The sequence below is a fragment of the Nonomuraea thailandensis genome, from assembly GCF_024172165.1.
In the GTDB taxonomy this organism is placed as follows: domain Bacteria; phylum Actinomycetota; class Actinomycetes; order Streptosporangiales; family Streptosporangiaceae; genus Nonomuraea; species Nonomuraea thailandensis.
On record NZ_JAMZEB010000002.1, the window covers coordinates 1,702,856 to 1,718,272 of the forward strand.

Consider the following 15,417-nt stretch of genomic DNA (forward strand, 5'->3'; position numbering starts at 1 on the left):
CGGCCGCTGACAGGCCCGGCTGCCGGAGGTGCGCCGTGGCGCCGCTCAGCGGCCGGCGGGCAGGGCCTCCGCCAGGAACCGCTCGCGCTCGGCCGCCTCCAGGTGGTCGCTGAACAGCACCCCGTCGAGATGGTCGACCTCGTGCTGCAACACCCTGGCCAGCACCCCGAGCGCCCGCACCGTGACCTGCTTGCCGAACATGTCGCGGCCACGCGCCGTGACCATGTAGGAGCGTTCCAGTGGCCACCACACGCCGGGCGCCGACAGGCACGCCTCGTCGGCGGTGACCTTGCGCTCCGACAGCTCCAGCCGCGGGTTGACCAGGTGGCCGGACCTGCCGTCGTAGGAGTAGACCACCACCCGCACCGGCTCCCCGATCTGCGCAGCCGCCAGCCCGGCCCGCCCCGACGCCGCCCGCATGGTCGCGGTCAGCGACTTGACCAGCTGTCTCAGCTCCCGATCGAAATCCTGGATCGGCGCCGACTCCGCGCGCAGCACCGGATCGTCGAACAGTCGAATAGGCCGGACCGTCACCCGCAACTCCCCGATAGGCCGCGATCGTCACGATGAACGCTTCCCTGGAGTGCGCCCCGCCAACCGCGAAGGTCATGCCTTGTAGCACAGCGGTAACAGAAGAGACCCAGCGGCGAAACCACCCGAAAGCAGTATCGGAGGGTGATCTCACTTGCGTCACACGCGCCTGTGATGCCTGGCCGGGTGCTCGGGGCCCGGCCAGGCATCTTCGACTACCTGGAGGTGCAGGCATGAGCGCGCTTCCCCTAGAGGGCGGCTCGTCCCCGGAGACGGCGCCCGACGCCCTGGCGGGCTTCACCGTCGGCGTCACCGCGACGAGACGGCGCGAGGAGTTCGGAGCGCTCCTGGAGCGCCGCGGCGCCCGCGTGGTCAGCGCCCCCGCCATCCGGCTCGTCCCGCTGGCCGAGGACGCCGACCTGCTCGCCGCCACCCGGCAGAGCCTGGAGGAGCCGCTCGACGACGTCGTGGTCACCACCGGCGTCGGCTTCCGCGGCTGGATGGCCGCCGCCGAGGGCTGGGGCCTGTCCGCCGACCTGGGCGAGCACCTGGCCGGAGCCCGCCTGCTCACCCGCGGCCCCAAGGCCAGGGGGGCGGTGCGCGCCGCCGGCCTCAACGACCACTGGACCCCCTCGACCGAGTCGTGCAACGAGGTCAAGGAGTACCTCCTGGCCCAGGACCTGCACGGGCGGCGCATCGCGGTGCAGCAGCACGGCGAGCCGCTCAGCGACTTCGTGGCCGCGCTGCGCGAGGCCGGGGCCGAGGTGATCGAGATCCCGGTCTACCGGTGGCTGCCGTACCGCGACATCTCGCCGCTGCGCCGCCTGATCAGCCAGACCATCTCCGGCTCGGTGGACGCGGTCGCCTTCACCAGCGCGCCCGCCGTGCACGCCATGCTCGGCGCCGCCAGGTCGGAAGGGCTGGAGGAGGCACTGCTGGCCGCGTTCAGCGGATCGGTCGTGGCCGCCTGCGTCGGGCCCGTCACCGCCGAGCCGCTCGCCTCGCGCGGCGTCCCCACCCTCCAGCCGGACCGCTCCCGCCTCGGCGCGCTGGCCCGCGCCCTGGCCCGCCACCTGCCCGAGCACGGCGTCACCCGCCTCACGGCCGGCGACCACCGGCTCGAGATCCGCGGCCACGCCGTGGTCGTGGACGGCGAGCTGCGCCCGCTGCCGCCCGCCCCGATGGCGGTGCTCAAACGCCTGGCCGACAAGCCGGGGCACGTGGTGTCGCGGGCCGAGCTGCGCACCGTGCTGCCGGGCAGCGTCGCGCGCGACTCGGCCGAGCACGCCGTCGAGATGGCCATCACCCGGCTGCGCCGCGCCCTCGGGCCCAGCGGCATCGTCGAGACCGTGGTCAAGCGCGGCTACCGGCTCGCCTGCCTGTACGAGGCCGGCCTTTGATCCCCCTTCACCACCGTCACGAGGAGAACACCATGCCCTGGGGCACCCCGTGCTCCGGCCGCGGCAGGCGCGCCGGAGGGAGCCGGTGACGCCCGCACTCGTCCTGGCCGCACACGGAACGCGCAGCGCCGAGGGGGAGCGGACCCTGTCGGCGCTGGCGGAGACGGCCCGCAGGGCCCGCCCGGGGCAGCGCGTGGAGCTGAGCTACCTGGAGATCAGCTCGCCCCTCCTGGCGGAGGTGCTTCCCGAGGTCCGCGGCCCGGTGGTCGTGGTGCCGCTGCTGCTGGCGGGCGGTTACCACGTGCACATCGACCTGCCCGAGGTCATCGCCGAGCACCGCCCTGACGCGGTGGTGGCCGGCTGGCTCGGCCCGCACCGGCTCCTGACCTCGGCGCTGGCGCGCAAGCTGGCGCGGGCGGGCCTGCGCTCCACGGACGCCGTGCTGCTCGGCGCGGCCGGCTCCTCCGACCCCTCGGCGCTGGCCGACGTGCGCGCCGCCGCTCACGGGCTCGCCGTACGCCTGGCGCGCCCGGTCACGGCGGCCTTCGCCTCGGCGGGCACGCCGTCGCTGGAGGAGGCCATGGAACGGCTCGGCTCGACCCCGGCCGCCCGTGTGGCCATCGCCTCGTACGTACTGGCGCCCGGCTTCTTCCACGACCGCCTCGCCTCGGCCGGCGCCGGCCTGGTCAGCGAGCCGCTGGGAGCGGACCCGGACGTGGCGGCCCTCATCTGGCACCGCTACGACCAGGCCCTGCACCGCCACCACACCACCACGCAGCCCCAGCCCTTGCGCCATGCCTGAACCGGCCCGGCCAGGGTTCCCTGGGCGGGCGGCCTCCTGGTCAGGCGGGCTGGGGGACGGGCTCCAGCCGCAGCTCCCGTACGATCTCGCGGGCGCTGGCCTCACGTGCGGGCCCGGCGTCCGCGCCGACGAACATCTCGATGTAGGCCCGGTGGAAGCAGCCCGCGACCAGCAGTCGCGCGCTCGCCTCCGGGTCCACGTCGGGCCGCACCCGCCCGAGCCGCTGCTCGGCCGCCAGGTAGGCGGCCAGCGGCGCGGTCTCCGTGTGCGGCCCGAGCCCGTTGTCGCGGATGGCCTGGCGGAAGCGGACGGTCACGTTCGGGGAGGTGAAGGCGGGCAGCGCCGCACTTTGCACATCTATGTAGTAATCAATCCCCGCACGAGCGATCGGCAGAAGGTTGTCCGAAACGGACCCCTTGCCGGTGCGATGGGAGAGATCGTGAAGAATGCTCAGCCAGAAGGGGAGCCGGTCCTGCAGCAGGGCGAGGAAGTAGTCCACCGAGCCGCCGCCGCGGTCCTCCCTGAGTGAGACGGCCATCTGGAGGACCCGCTGCCTGGTGTCCTGGCTCCTGTGGTGCGGGTCTACGTGAGGTGTCGCCATGGCATGCCTAACGTGCGCGGTCAGTTGAGCAGGCATCACGTGCGAAGCCGATGTCCCGGACGGTGCCGGGATTTATGGATGCTTAAATCTGGGGTCCCAACATGGTGCAAACTTCTACGGGTCCCCGATTATTACCCGAAAGCCGGAAAAGATGTCGAGCCTGAATCCTGAGGGTTAGCTGTCAGTGTCGCGATCTCTGCGCCGCAGATAGCGCTCGAACTCGGCCGCGATCGCATCGCCGCTGGCCTCCGGCAGCTCGGCCGCGTCCTTGCGCTCCTCCAGCTCCTTGACGTACTCGGCCACCTCGCTGTCCTGGGAGGCCAGCTCGTCCACGCCGCGCTCCCACGCCCGGGCCTCCTCGTCGAGGTCGCCCAGCGGCATCGGGATCTCCAGCACGTCCTCCAGCCGGCGCAGCAGCGCCAGCGTGGCCTTGGGGTTGGGCGGCTGGGCCACGTAGTGCGGCACCGACGCCCACAGCGAGATCGCGTCGAGCCCGGCCTTGCCGAACGAGTGCTGCAGCACCCCCACGATGCCCGTCGGGCCCTCGTAGCGGCTCAGCTCCAGATTCGTCGAGCGGGCCAGGCCCTCGTTGGTCGCCCCGCCCAGGATCGGCACGGGCCGGGTGTGGGGCGAGTCGTTGAGCAGCGCGCCGAGCATCACGGCCAGCTCGACGCCCAGCTCGCGGCAGATGTAGATGATGTCGTCGCAGAACGAGCGCCAGCGCATGTTGGGCTCGATGCCGCGCAGCAGCACGACGTCGCGCTCCACGCCCGGAGGGCGGGCGCGCAGCAGCCGCGTGGTGGGCCACACGATGGACTGGGCCAGGCCGTCGCTCATCTCGACCACCGGCCGGGTGACCTGGAAGTCGTAGTAGTCGTCGGGGTCGAGCGCGATGAGCGGCTCGGCCTTCCAGGCCGATTCGAGGTGGGCGATCACACCGCTGGAAGCCTCGCCCGCGTCGTTCCACCCCTCGAACGCGGCAATGAGCACCGGGTCGACGAGCTCGGGGAGCCCTTCGAGCTCTATCACGTGTCGCCTCCTCTCTCCATCGTCCCGCTAAGCCTATGCGGTAAGGAGGCATCGCCGTCACCGATCTCCCCCCGAACGCCGCCCGGCGCCGGCACCCGGGGTGTGCGGGGTGGCGGGGGAGCCGGGCGGGTGAGCGGTGCGCGATGGCGGGGCCGGCGGTTGCGTACGGGTTTGAACGCCGTGTAACGGCTGGTGGAGGGCCCGTGGGGGGCGGGCTCGGCGCGCCCGCTCGTCCCCGCGCGGGCGTGTCGGACGGCCGCCGCGCCGCGCCCCCTCCGCTCCCGCCACGCGCCCGGCGCCGCCGGGCGTTCGCGCCCCGCGAACTCCGCCCCGCGTCGGCGAACAACCGGCGGGGCCCCGCAGGACGTGCTGGACAGCCGGCCGGCGGACGCGGTGACGTGCCTGGCACCCGCGTGCCGGGCGTACGCAGCGGCCGGGGGAACACGGCCGTCAGCGGCCCCCGTCCGTCGTGTGGACGATGAGGACGTCGCACGAGGCCCGGTGCGTCACCCCCGACGGCACCGACCCGAGCAGCCGCCCCGCCAGGCTGTTGAGCCCCCGGTTGCCCACCACGAGCAGATCGGCCCCGTGCCGGGCCGCCAGCGACACCAGCACGTCCACCGCCTCCCCCTGCTCGGCCGCCAGCACCACGTCCGGCGCGCCCGCCGCCACGGCGTGCTCGCGGGCCGCCCGCAGCGCGTCGTCGGCGGGGGTGGAGCCGCTCACCTTGTACGCCAGCTCCCCGAGCCGGTCGGCGGCGGCGGCCCGGGTGCTCTCCCGCATGGGCAGGTACGCGCACGCCAGCACGAGCGTGGCGCCGGTGGCCCCGGCCAGGGCGGCGGCGGCCGAGACGGCGCGGAAGGAGGAGGCGGAGCCGTCGGTGCCGACGAGGACGGTGCGGTAGGCCATACGAGCCTCCAATTGGACGCCGCGTACAATTGACGTCTCGTACGATAGCGTTTCTCGCAGGATGCGGGAAAAGGGCCGCCACCGCCCGCGCCCGAGCAGCGCTCGAGGCGCACCCGATAAGCTTCACCTCATGAGCATCTCCCCGACCTTCAGAGAAGTGTTGGCCCAGCGTGTGATCGTCGCCGACGGGGCGATGGGCACGATGCTCCAGGCCCAGGACCCGACGCTCGACGACTTCCACGGGCACGAGGGCTGCAACGAGGTGCTCAACGTCACCCGCCCCGACATCGTGCGCGGCGTGCACGACGCCTACTTCGCCGTCGGCGTCGACTGCGTGGAGACCAACACCTTCGGCGCCAACCTGGCGGCGCTGGGCGAGTACGACATCTCCGACCGCGTCTTCGAGTATTCGGAGGCCGGCGCCAGGATCGCCCGCGAGGCCGCCGACCACTGGGCCACGCCCGACCGGCCGCGCTTCGTGCTCGGCTCCATGGGCCCCGGCACCAAGCTGCCCACGCTCGGCCACCTGCCGTACGCGAGCCTGCGCGACGCCTACCGCGACAACGCGGCCGGCCTGATCGCGGGCGGCGCCGACGCGCTGATCATCGAGACCTGCCAGGACCTGCTGCAGGTCAAGGCCGCCGTCGTCGGCGCCAGGCAGGCCATCGACGCCGCCGGCCGCGACATCGTGATCATCGCGCAGGTGACGATCGAGACCAACGGCGCGATGCTGCTCGGCTCCGAGATCGGCGCCGCGCTGACGGCGATCGAGCCGCTCGGCGTCGACATCGTCGGCCTCAACTGCGCCACGGGCCCGGCCGAGATGAGCGAGCACCTGCGCTACCTGGCCCGCCACTCGCGGCTCAAGCTGTCCTGCATGCCCAACGCCGGCCTGCCCGTGCTGACCTCCGACGGCGCCTACTACCCGCTGTCGGCGCAGGAGCTGGCCGACGCCCACCAGACCTTCGCCCGCGACTACGGCCTGTCCCTGGTCGGCGGCTGCTGCGGCACCACCCCCGAGCACCTGCGCCAGGTCGTCGAGCGGGTGCGCGGCAACGAGGTCGCCCAGCGCCGCCCGCACCCCGAGCCGGGCGCCTCCTCGCTCTACCAGACCGTCCCGTTCCGGCAGGACACCTCCTACCTGGCCATCGGCGAGCGCTGCAACACCAACGGCTCCAAGGCCTTCCGCGAGGCCATGCTGGAGGGCCGCTGGGACGACTGCGTCGAGACGGCCCGCGACCAGGCCCGCGACGGCGCCCACATGCTCGACCTGTGCGTCGACTACGTCGGCCGCGACGGCGTGGCCGACATGAAGGAGCTGGCCTTCCGCTTCGCCACCGCCTCCACGCTGCCGATCATGCTCGACTCGACCGAGCCCGCGGTGCTGCAGGCCGGCCTCGAGATGCTGGGCGGGCGCGCCGCGGTCAACTCGGTCAACTACGAGGACGGCGACGGCCCCGACTCCCGCTACCAGAAGATCATGCGCCTGGTCCGCGAGCACGGCTCGGCCGTGGTCGCGCTGACCATCGACGAGGAGGGCCAGGCCCGCACCGCCGACCACAAGCTGCGCGTGGCCACCCGCCTGGTGGAGGACCTGACCACCAACTGGGGCATGCGCGTCGAGGACATCATCGTCGACTGCCTGACCTTCCCCATCGCCACCGGCCAGGAGGAGACCAGGCGCGACGGCCTGGAGACCATCGAGGCCATCCGCGAGCTCAAGCGCCGCTACCCGGGCGTGCAGACCACGCTGGGCCTGTCCAACATCAGCTTCGGCCTCAACCCGGCCGCCCGCATGGTGCTCAACTCGGTCTTCCTCAACGAGTGCGTCAACGCCGGGCTCGACTCGGCCATCGTGCACGCCTCCAAGATCCTGCCCATGGCGCGCATCCCCGACGAGCAGCGCCAGGTCGCGCTCGACATGGTCTACGACCGGCGCCGCGAGGGCTACGACCCGCTGCAGCGGTTCATGGAGCTGTTCGAGGGCGTGGACGCCGCCGCCATGCGCGCAGGCAAGGCCGAGGAGCTGGCCGCGCTGCCGCTGTGGGAGCGACTCAAGCGGCGCATCATCGACGGCGAGCGCAAGGGCCTGGAGGCCGACCTCGACACCGCGCTCGACCAGCGGCCCGCCCTGGAGATCATCAACGACGTGCTGCTCGACGGCATGAAGACGGTCGGCGAGCTGTTCGGCTCCGGCCAGATGCAGCTGCCGTTCGTGCTGCAGTCGGCCGAGGTGATGAAGACCGCCGTCGCCTACCTCGAGCCCCACATGGAGCGCGTCGAGGGCGAGACCAAGGGCCGCATCGTGCTGGCCACCGTCAAGGGCGACGTGCACGACATCGGCAAGAACCTCGTCGACATCATCCTGTCCAACAACGGCTACCAGGTCGTCAACCTCGGCATCAAGCAGCCCGTCTCGGCCATCCTCGAGGCCGCCGACGAGCAGAAGGCCGACGTCATCGGCATGTCCGGGCTGCTGGTGAAGTCGACGGTCATCATGAAGGAGAACCTGGAGGAGATGAACTCCAGGGGCCTTTCCGAGAAGTACCCGGTGCTGCTCGGCGGCGCCGCCCTGACCCGCGCCTACGTCGAGCAGGACCTGGCCGGTTTGTTCGAGGGCGAGGTGCGCTACGCCCGCGACGCGTTCGAGGGGCTGCGGCTGATGGACGCGTTCATGGCCGTCAAGCGCGGCGTGAAGGGCGCGACGCTGCCGCCGCTGCGCGAGCGGCGCGTCAAGACCGGCGCGACGCTGGTCCGCACGCCCGTCGAGGAGCTGCCCGCCCGCTCCGACGTGGCCGCCGACAACCCCCTGCCGCTCGCGCCGTTCCACGGCGACCGGGTGGTCAAGGGCATCTCGCTGAACGAGTACGCCGCCTTCCTCGACGAGCGGGCCCTGTTCCTCGGCCAGTGGGGCCTCAAGCCCACCAGGGGCGGCGACGGGCCCGGCTACGAGGAGCTGGTCGAGACCGAGGGCCGGCCGCGGCTGCGCATGTGGCTGGAGCGCATGCAGACCGAGGGCCTGCTGGAGGCGGCCGTCGTCTACGGCTACTTCCCGTGCGTCGCCGACGGCGACTCGCTGATCATCCTCGACGACGACGGCGGCGAGCGCACCCGCTTCACCTTCCCGCGCCAGCGCCGCGACCGGCACCTGTGCCTGTCCGACTTCTTCCGCGGCAAGGACTCCGGCGAGGTCGACATGGTCGGCTTCCAGGTGGCCACCATGGGCTCGAAGATCTCCCAGGCCACGGCCGAGCTGTTCGCCAAGGACGCCTACCGCGACTACCTGGAGCTGCACGGCCTGTCGGTGCAGCTCACCGAGGCGCTGGCCGAGTACTGGCACGCCCGGGTGCGCTCGGAGTGGGGGATCGGCGGCGACGAGTCGCTCGACGACATGCTGAAGGTCAACATCCAGGGCTGCCGCTACTCCTTCGGCTACCCGGCCTGCCCGAACCTGGAGGACCAGAAGCAGCTGTTCGAGCTGCTCGCGCCCGAGCGCATCGGGGTGACGCTGTCGGAGGAGTTCCAGCTCCACCCGGAGCAGGCCACCTCGGCGCTGGTGGCCCACCACCCGGAGGCCAAGTACTTCAACGTCTGACAGCAGACGTCCCGCCCGCCCGCCGTTCACGCGCGGGCGGGCACGATTCCGCCCGCCGTTCAGCCCGGACACCCACCATGGCGGGTGACAGCACCGATCGGGGGCAGGAATGCAAGCGGTTTTCTTCGACATGGACGGCCTGCTGGTCGACAGCGAGCGCGTCTGGCTGCGCATCGAGACCGAGGTGATGGCCAGGCTCGGCGCCGAGTGGACGCCCGAGCACCAGGTCCACCTCGTCGGCGGCTCGATGGAGCGCACCGTCGACTACATGCTGGCCGTGTCGGGCGCGGACGTGCCGCCGCGGACCGTGCGCGAGTGGATGGTCACCGGCATGGTGAGCCGGCTGACGGCCGGGGTGCACGTCATGCCCGGCGCCTCCGAGCTGCTCGACGCGCTGCGCGCCGAAGGGGTGCCGGTGGGGCTGGTCACCTCCTCGCTCAAGGACATCGCCGACGCGGTGCTCAAGAGCGTCGGCAGGGACCGGTTCGACGTCGTGGTCACCGCCGACGACGTCACCCGCACCAAGCCCGACCCGGAGCCGTACCTGACGGCCGCCCGGCTGCTCGGCGTGCAGCCCGTGCGGTGCGTGGTCCTGGAGGACTCCCCGAACGGCGTGGCCGCCGCGACCGCGGCCGGCTGCGCCGTCGTGGCCGTGCCGAGCCTGCTGCCCATCGAGCCGGCGCCCGGCCGCCTGGTGGTCTCGTCCCTGACGGAGGTCGGGGTCGCCGATCTCAGGGATCTTCTGCCGTCCTGACGCGTTACCCCTAAGGGAAATGTGGTTCTCGCGGAGGAGGCGGTCCAGCCTCCGCGTGCCAGGATGGAGGGCACGAGCGAGCGATGACGAGGGGGCGGCGAGATGGGTAACTTCGAGGCGATCGCCTGGCTGCCGCTGTGCGCCGGCGTGACCATCGCCGGGCTGGCACTGGCGTTCCTGGCCTTCAGGCGCAGGGGAGCGGCCGCGGGCCTGAGGGTGACGGCGTGGGCGCTGCTGCCGGTCGCGGCCTTTCTCACGGACGCGCTGCAGGCCCTGTGGAGGATCGGCACCACGGTGGTCGGCTTCGTGACCGGCCTGGTGTTCAACCCGTCCGTGTGGGCCGGCGTGGCCGTGGCGGGGCTGTCGGCGGTGCTGTTCGTGGTGTCCGGCGTGATGCGCGGCAGGAAGCTGTCGCTCGGCCGCAACCGCAAGAAGAAGAGCGACACCGCCGGCGCGCCCGCGCAGGGCGGCCCGGCCGGGCAGGCGCCCGCCGCCGGCAAGCCGCAGCAGGCCGCCGGTCAGCCGCAGCGGCCGGCCGTCTCCCAGAAGCCGGCGAGCAAGGGCGACGACGACTTCAGCGACATCGAGGAGCTCCTCAAGCGGCGCGGCATCAGCTGATCCACTCGCCGGGGGTCTTTGTGTCACGGTTCCGAGACGCAACCGGGATCTGTTCACGACATTCGTTCAAGATCGATACGAATGAGTTTCGCAACAATCACAGATTAGCCACATAGCGGTCTGAGGGACTAGTCATAGCAGCTCAGGCCATAGATTCTGCCTCCTGAGGTCCGCGAGTCGGGTCTACAGTAACCACGCGTTAAGACAGCGTTGTCTTGTACCAGGGGGCATCTCGGCATGACCGCACCGCTAGACGTTTCCGGTTCCGCGGCGGAGGCACATCCGGAGTCGGTGCTCAAGGGAGCGGGCAAGGCCATCCAGGGCCGATCGCTGACGAGGATCGCGTGGATGCGCCTGCGCCGCGACAAGGTGGCACTCGGCGGTGGCGTCGTCGTGCTCCTGCTGATCCTTGTGGCGATCTTCTCCACACCGATCATCTCCCTGTTCGGGCACCCGCCGCTGGAGTTCCACCAGGACAAGATCGACCCGAACACGCTCCTGCCCGCGGGCAGCTTCGGCGGCATGAGCGGCGAGTACCTGCTCGGAGTCGAGCCGGTCAACGGCCGCGACATCTTCAGCCGGATCGTCGCCGGCGCCTGGATCTCGCTGCTGATCGGCTTCCTGGCCACCATGGTCTCGGTCATCATCGGGACCGTCATGGGCGTCGTCGCCGGCTACTTCGGCGGCTGGGTGGACCAGGTCATCGGCCGCATCATGGACGTCTTCCTGGCCTTCCCCCTGCTGGTCTTCGCGATCGCGCTGGTGGGCGTCATGCCCAACGAGGGGTTCGGGCTCCAGGGCGACGGCCTGCGCATCGCCATGCTGATCTTCATCATCGGGTTCTTCAGCTGGCCCAGCATCGGCCGCATCGTCCGCGGCCAGACGCTCTCGCTGCGTGAACGCGAGTTCGTCGACGCCGCCAGGAGCCTCGGCGCGCGCCACGGCTACATCCTGTTCCGCGAGGTGCTGCCGAACCTGGTGGCGCCGATCCTGGTGTACGCGACCCTGCTCATCCCGACCAACATCCTGTTCGAGGCCGCGCTGTCCTTCCTCGGAGTCGGCATCAACCCGCCCACCCCGACCTGGGGCGGCATGCTCTCCGAGGCGGTCCGCTTCTACACGCTGCCCCACTTCGTGCTCTTCCCGGGTCTGGCGATCTTCATCACCGTCCTGGCGTTCAACCTGTTCGGCGACGGGCTGAGGGACGCCTTCGACCCGCGGGCGCACTGAGCCCGCCAACGCTTCATCCCCCGCATCCCACTCATCAAGGGGTTAGTCAATGAGAAGGAAACACGCACTGGCAGGAGCCGCGACAGCGGCGCTCGCCTTGGTGCTCTCCGCCTGTGGCGGCGGAGGTGGCGGCACTCCCAGCCAGCCCGCCCAGTCGGCGGCGGGCGGCGCCGCGCAACCCGCGGCGAACGTCGCTCTGACGCAGGTGTACAACCCGTCCACGAAGAAGGGCGGGACGCTCAAGGCGGCCCACTCCTCCGACTGGGACAGCCTCGACCCGGCCGACACCTACTACGGCTACTCGTTCAACTTCGGCCGGTTCTACTGGCGGACGCTGACGATGTACAAGCCGGGTCCCGGCCCCGAGGGCAACACGGTCGTCCCCGACCTGGCGGAGGGGCTCGGCCAGCCCAGCCCCGACGGCAAGACCTGGACGTACAAGCTCAAGAGCGGCCTGAAGTTCGAGGACGGCACGCCGATCACCGCCAAGGACGTGGCGTACGCGGTGGCCCGCTCCTTCGACAAGAAGACCTTCACGCACGGCCCCTCCTACCTCAACGAGCTGCTCGCCTGGCCGGAGGACTTCAAGGGCGTCTACGAGACCCCTGACGTGGACTACAAGTCGGCGGTCGAGGCCACCGACGACACCACGGTCGTCTTCCACCTGAAGAAGCCGTTCGCGTCGATGGACTACGTCGTCCAGATGCCGATGACGGCCCCGGTGCCGAAGGACAAGGACACGGGCGCCAAGTACAAGGAGAAGGTCGTCTCCTCCGGCCCGTACAAGTTCGAGACGAACGAGATCGGCAAGCGCTTCGCGCTGGTCCGCAACGACCAGTGGGACCCGGCGACGGACCCGAACCGTCCCGCGCTGCCGGACCGCATCGAGGTCCAGCTCAACGTCAACGCCGACGACCTGGACAACCAGCTCATCTCGGGCAGCGTCCAGCTCGACATCCCCGGCACCGGCATGCAGCCCGCCGCACTCGGCAAGGTGCTGCCGGACCCGACGCTGAAGGCTCGTACGGACAACCCGACGATCCCGAGGCTCTGGTACGTGTCGGTCATCCCCGACACCAAGCCGCTGGACAACGTCGACTGCCGCAAGGCCGTCATGTGGGCCGCCGACCGCGTCGCCAACCAGACCGCCTTCGGCGGCCCGGTGGCCGGTGGCGACATCGCCACGAACGTGATGCCGCCGCCCATCGTCGGCCAGGAGAAGTTCGACCTGTACGCCAGCCCCGAGAACAAGGGCGACGTCGCCAAGGCCAAGGAGGCGCTCGCCGCCTGTGGCCAGCCGAACGGCTTCACGACCAACATGTCGTTCCGCTCCGACCGCCCGCGCGAGAAGGCGCTGGCCGAGGCAATGCAGCAGGCGCTGGCCCGCGTCGGCATCAAGCTGGAGCTGAAGGGCTTCCCGGCCTCCAGCTACTTCTCCGACTACGCGGGTAACGTCAACTACGTCAAGGAGAACGGCATCGGCCTGGCCACCCACGGCTGGGGCTCCGACTGGCCCGACGGCTACGGCTTCATGCAGGCCATCGTCGACAGCCGCACCATCCGCGACGCCGGCAACTACAACCTCAGCGTCAAGAACCCCGAGGTCGACAAGCTGATCGACCAGGCCTCCGCCGAGCTCGACGCCGCGGCCCGCGCCAAGCTGTGGGTCGAGGTCGACAAGAAGGTCATGGAGGACGCCTCCATCCTTCCGGTGGTGTGGGCCAAGTCGCTGCTGATGCGCGGTCAGGGCGTGACGAACCTCGCCTACAACGAAGGCCAGAGCATGTACGACTACGTCATGCTCGGCGTTCAGTGACGCGTTCCATCACTGAACCAGGTTCGGGGATCTAGCGAAGGCAGGTGAAGGCAGGAGTGGCCCGCCCGCGGCGGGCGGGCCACTCGGCCGACAGCGGTGGTCACATACATCATCAGGCGTCTGATCGGCGCCTTCGCCATGCTGATCGTGATCAGCATGGTCACCTTCGGCATCTTCTTCGTGGTGCCGCAGTGGGCGGGGGCGACACCCGAGGCCCTCGCCTCGCGTTACGTCGGGCGCGCGGCCACGCCGGAGACCGTGGCGCTGGTCGCGGAGCGGCTCGGCTTCAACGACCCGGTGGTCGTGCAGTACGGCAGGTTCGTCAAGGGCCTGTTCACCGGAGCCGAGTACGACTACGGCGCCGGCGTCGAGCAGTGCCCCGCGCCCTGCTTCGGCTACTCCTTCATCAGCGGCCAGCCCGTCTGGCCCGACCTGGTGGACCGCATGCCGGTGACCTTCTCCCTGGCCATCGGCGCCGCGATCCTCTGGGTGCTGGGCGGCGTCAGCGTCGGCGTGCTGTCCGCGCTGCGCAGAGGCAGCATCTTCGACCGGATCTCGATGGGCACCGCCCTCGCCGGCGTGTCCCTGCCGATCTTCTTCACCGGCATGATCTCCCTGGTCGTCTTCAGCTACGGCCTGGGCTGGACCCCGCCGGGCGGCGCCTGGACGGACTTCACCGTCAACCCCGCCCAGTGGGCCTACAACCTGCTGCTGCCCTGGATCACGCTGGCGTTCCTGTTCGCCGCGACCTACGCGCGGCTGACCCGCGCGGGCATGCTGGAGACGATGGGCGAGGACTACATCCGCACCGCCAGGGCCAAGGGCCTGCGCGAGAACCAGGTCGTGACCAAGCACGGCCTGCGCGCCGCGCTCACGCCGATCCTGACCCTGTTCGGCATCGACTTCGGCCTGCTCATCGGCGGCGCCATCCTCACCGAGACCACCTATACTCTGCCCGGGCTCGGCCAGTTCGCCATTCTGGCCATCAGGAATCAGGACCTGCCCCAGGTCATGGGTGTCGTGCTCGTCGCCGCCATCTTCGTGGTGGTCGCGAGCCTGGTCGTCGACCTTCTGTACGCCGTGGTCGACCCGAGGGTGAGGTTGTCATGAGCTTCCTTGACGTCAAGGACCTGAAGATCCATTTTCCGACCGACGACGGTCTGGTCAAGTCCGTGGACGGCCTGTCGTTCAGCGTCGAGCGCGGCAAGACCCTCGGCATCGTGGGCGAGTCGGGCTCCGGCAAGAGCGTGACCAGCCTCGGCGTGCTCGGCCTGCACAAGGGCGGCCGCGCCAGGGTCTCCGGCGAGATCTGGCTCGACGGCGAGGAGCTCGTCGGCGCCTCCGCCGAGCACGTGCGCAGGCTGCGCGGCAAGAAGATGGCGATGATCTTCCAGGATCCGCTGTCGTCGATGCACCCGTTCTACACGGTCGGCCACCAGATCATCGAGGCGTACCGGATCCACAACAACGTCTCCAAGCAGGTCGCCCGCAAGCACGCCATCGACATGCTCGGCCGGGTCGGCATCCCCGAGCCGCAGCGCCGGGTCGACGCCTACCCGCACGAGTTCTCGGGCGGCATGCGCCAGCGCGCCATGATCGCCATGGCGCTGTCGTGCGACCCCGAGCTGCTCATCGCCGACGAGCCGACCACCGCGCTCGACGTGACCGTGCAGGCGCAGATCCTCGACCTCATGCGCGACCTGCAGCGCGAGTTCAACTCCGCGCTCATCATCATCACCCACGACCTGGGCGTCGTCGCCGAGCTGTCCGACGACATCCTCGTCATGTACGGCGGCAAGTGCGTCGAGTACGGCACCACCGAGGACATCTTCTACCGCCCCGAGCACCCCTACACGTGGGGTCTGCTGGGCTCGATGCCCCGCCTCGACCGCGAGCCCACCGACCGCCTCTTGCCGATCAAGGGCTCCCCGCCGTCGCTGATCAACGTGCCGCCGGGCTGCGCCTTCCACCCGCGCTGCCCGTACGCGGAGAAGACCGGCGGCAAGGACAGGACCGAGGTGCCCGTGCTGGCCGAGACCGAGGGCGGCCACCTGGTGCGCTGCCACCTCGACCGGGCCGAACGGCGGGACCTGTGGGAGAACGAGATCAAGCCAGCGCTGGAGACTCAGTGA

13 protein-coding genes are annotated in these 15,417 nt (G+C 70.7%); 9 read left to right on the plus strand and 4 right to left on the minus strand.

Annotation, left to right across the window (positions count from 1 at the left end; translation table 11 throughout):
* Positions 1–45 precede the first annotated feature (45 nt).
* Positions 46–534: a peptide deformylase gene (locus HD597_RS11890; RefSeq protein ID WP_253742072.1), complete on the minus strand. Its 489-nt coding sequence runs from the start codon at positions 532–534 to the stop codon at positions 46–48.
* A 230-nt stretch (positions 535–764) separates the two neighbouring features.
* On the opposite strand from HD597_RS11890, the gene HD597_RS11895 reads away from it, so the two are divergent.
* On the plus strand, positions 765–1,931 hold the full coding sequence (locus HD597_RS11895; protein WP_253742073.1) for a uroporphyrinogen-III synthase: 1,167 nt from the start codon (positions 765–767) through the stop codon (positions 1,929–1,931).
* An 85-nt stretch (positions 1,932–2,016) separates the two neighbouring features.
* Positions 2,017–2,733 (plus strand): sirohydrochlorin chelatase, encoded by a 717-nt coding sequence (locus HD597_RS11900; protein WP_253742074.1) that lies wholly within the window; start codon positions 2,017–2,019, stop codon positions 2,731–2,733.
* 40 nt (positions 2,734–2,773) lie between these two features.
* On the opposite strand, the gene HD597_RS11905 is transcribed toward HD597_RS11900, so the two are convergent.
* The 3 genes from HD597_RS11905 to HD597_RS11915 form a co-directional block, all read right to left on the minus strand.
* Entirely contained in the window at positions 2,774–3,334 is a 561-nt protein-coding gene (locus tag HD597_RS11905) for a TetR/AcrR family transcriptional regulator C-terminal domain-containing protein (protein WP_253742075.1), read from the minus strand.
* A 174-nt stretch (positions 3,335–3,508) separates the two neighbouring features.
* A complete protein-coding gene (locus tag HD597_RS11910) occupies positions 3,509–4,363 on the minus strand; it encodes a PAC2 family protein (protein ID WP_253742076.1) in 855 nt (284 codons plus the stop codon).
* A gap of 450 nt (positions 4,364–4,813) precedes the next feature.
* Entirely contained in the window at positions 4,814–5,272 is a 459-nt protein-coding gene (locus tag HD597_RS11915; RefSeq protein WP_253742077.1) for a universal stress protein, read from the minus strand.
* 130 nt (positions 5,273–5,402) lie between these two features.
* Here HD597_RS11915 and metH point away from each other — a divergent pair, with 130 nt between their 5' ends.
* From metH to HD597_RS11950, 7 genes are all read left to right on the plus strand, one after another.
* On the plus strand, positions 5,403–8,867 hold the full coding sequence (gene metH / locus HD597_RS11920; RefSeq protein ID WP_253742078.1) for a methionine synthase: 3,465 nt from the start codon (positions 5,403–5,405) through the stop codon (positions 8,865–8,867).
* 109 nt (positions 8,868–8,976) lie between these two features.
* Positions 8,977–9,621, plus strand: a complete 645-nt coding sequence (locus HD597_RS11925; protein WP_253742079.1) for an HAD family hydrolase — start codon at positions 8,977–8,979, stop codon at positions 9,619–9,621.
* Positions 9,622–9,723: 102 nt separating this feature from the next.
* Positions 9,724–10,239 carry a cellulose synthase gene (locus HD597_RS11930; protein WP_253742080.1) on the plus strand — a complete coding sequence of 172 codons (516 nt, stop codon included), beginning with the start codon at positions 9,724–9,726 and terminating at the stop codon, positions 10,237–10,239.
* Positions 10,240–10,476: 237 nt separating this feature from the next.
* Positions 10,477–11,469: an ABC transporter permease gene (locus HD597_RS11935; RefSeq protein WP_253742081.1), complete on the plus strand. Its 993-nt coding sequence runs from the start codon at positions 10,477–10,479 to the stop codon at positions 11,467–11,469.
* 49 nt (positions 11,470–11,518) lie between these two features.
* Positions 11,519–13,285 carry an ABC transporter substrate-binding protein gene (locus HD597_RS11940; RefSeq protein WP_253742082.1) on the plus strand — a complete coding sequence of 589 codons (1,767 nt, stop codon included), beginning with the start codon at positions 11,519–11,521 and terminating at the stop codon, positions 13,283–13,285.
* Between the two features lie 96 nt (positions 13,286–13,381).
* A complete protein-coding gene (locus HD597_RS11945; RefSeq protein ID WP_253742083.1) occupies positions 13,382–14,395 on the plus strand; it encodes an ABC transporter permease in 1,014 nt (337 codons plus the stop codon).
* On the plus strand, positions 14,392–15,417 hold the full coding sequence (locus HD597_RS11950) for an ABC transporter ATP-binding protein (protein ID WP_253742084.1): 1,026 nt from the start codon (positions 14,392–14,394) through the stop codon (positions 15,415–15,417). Before HD597_RS11945 ends, HD597_RS11950 begins: the two co-directional genes overlap by 4 nt.

What these genes read in the sequence shown, in the direction of transcription:
- HD597_RS11940 (WP_253742082.1), top strand. Translation starts at nt 11,519, where the DNA reads ATGAGAAGGAAACACGCACTGGCAGGAGCCGCGACAGCGGCGCTCGCC.
- metH (WP_253742078.1), top strand. Translation starts at nt 5,403, where the DNA reads ATGAGCATCTCCCCGACCTTCAGAGAAGTGTTGGCCCAGCGTGTGATC.
- HD597_RS11915 (WP_253742077.1), bottom strand. Translation starts at nt 5,272, where the DNA reads ATGGCCTACCGCACCGTCCTCGTCGGCACCGACGGCTCCGCCTCCTCC.
- HD597_RS11930 (WP_253742080.1), top strand. Translation starts at nt 9,724, where the DNA reads ATGGGTAACTTCGAGGCGATCGCCTGGCTGCCGCTGTGCGCCGGCGTG.
- HD597_RS11925 (WP_253742079.1), top strand. Translation starts at nt 8,977, where the DNA reads ATGCAAGCGGTTTTCTTCGACATGGACGGCCTGCTGGTCGACAGCGAG.
- HD597_RS11935 (WP_253742081.1), top strand. Translation starts at nt 10,477, where the DNA reads ATGACCGCACCGCTAGACGTTTCCGGTTCCGCGGCGGAGGCACATCCG.
- HD597_RS11950 (WP_253742084.1), top strand. Translation starts at nt 14,392, where the DNA reads ATGAGCTTCCTTGACGTCAAGGACCTGAAGATCCATTTTCCGACCGAC.
- HD597_RS11905 (WP_253742075.1), bottom strand. Translation starts at nt 3,334, where the DNA reads ATGGCGACACCTCACGTAGACCCGCACCACAGGAGCCAGGACACCAGG.
- HD597_RS11895 (WP_253742073.1), top strand. Translation starts at nt 765, where the DNA reads ATGAGCGCGCTTCCCCTAGAGGGCGGCTCGTCCCCGGAGACGGCGCCC.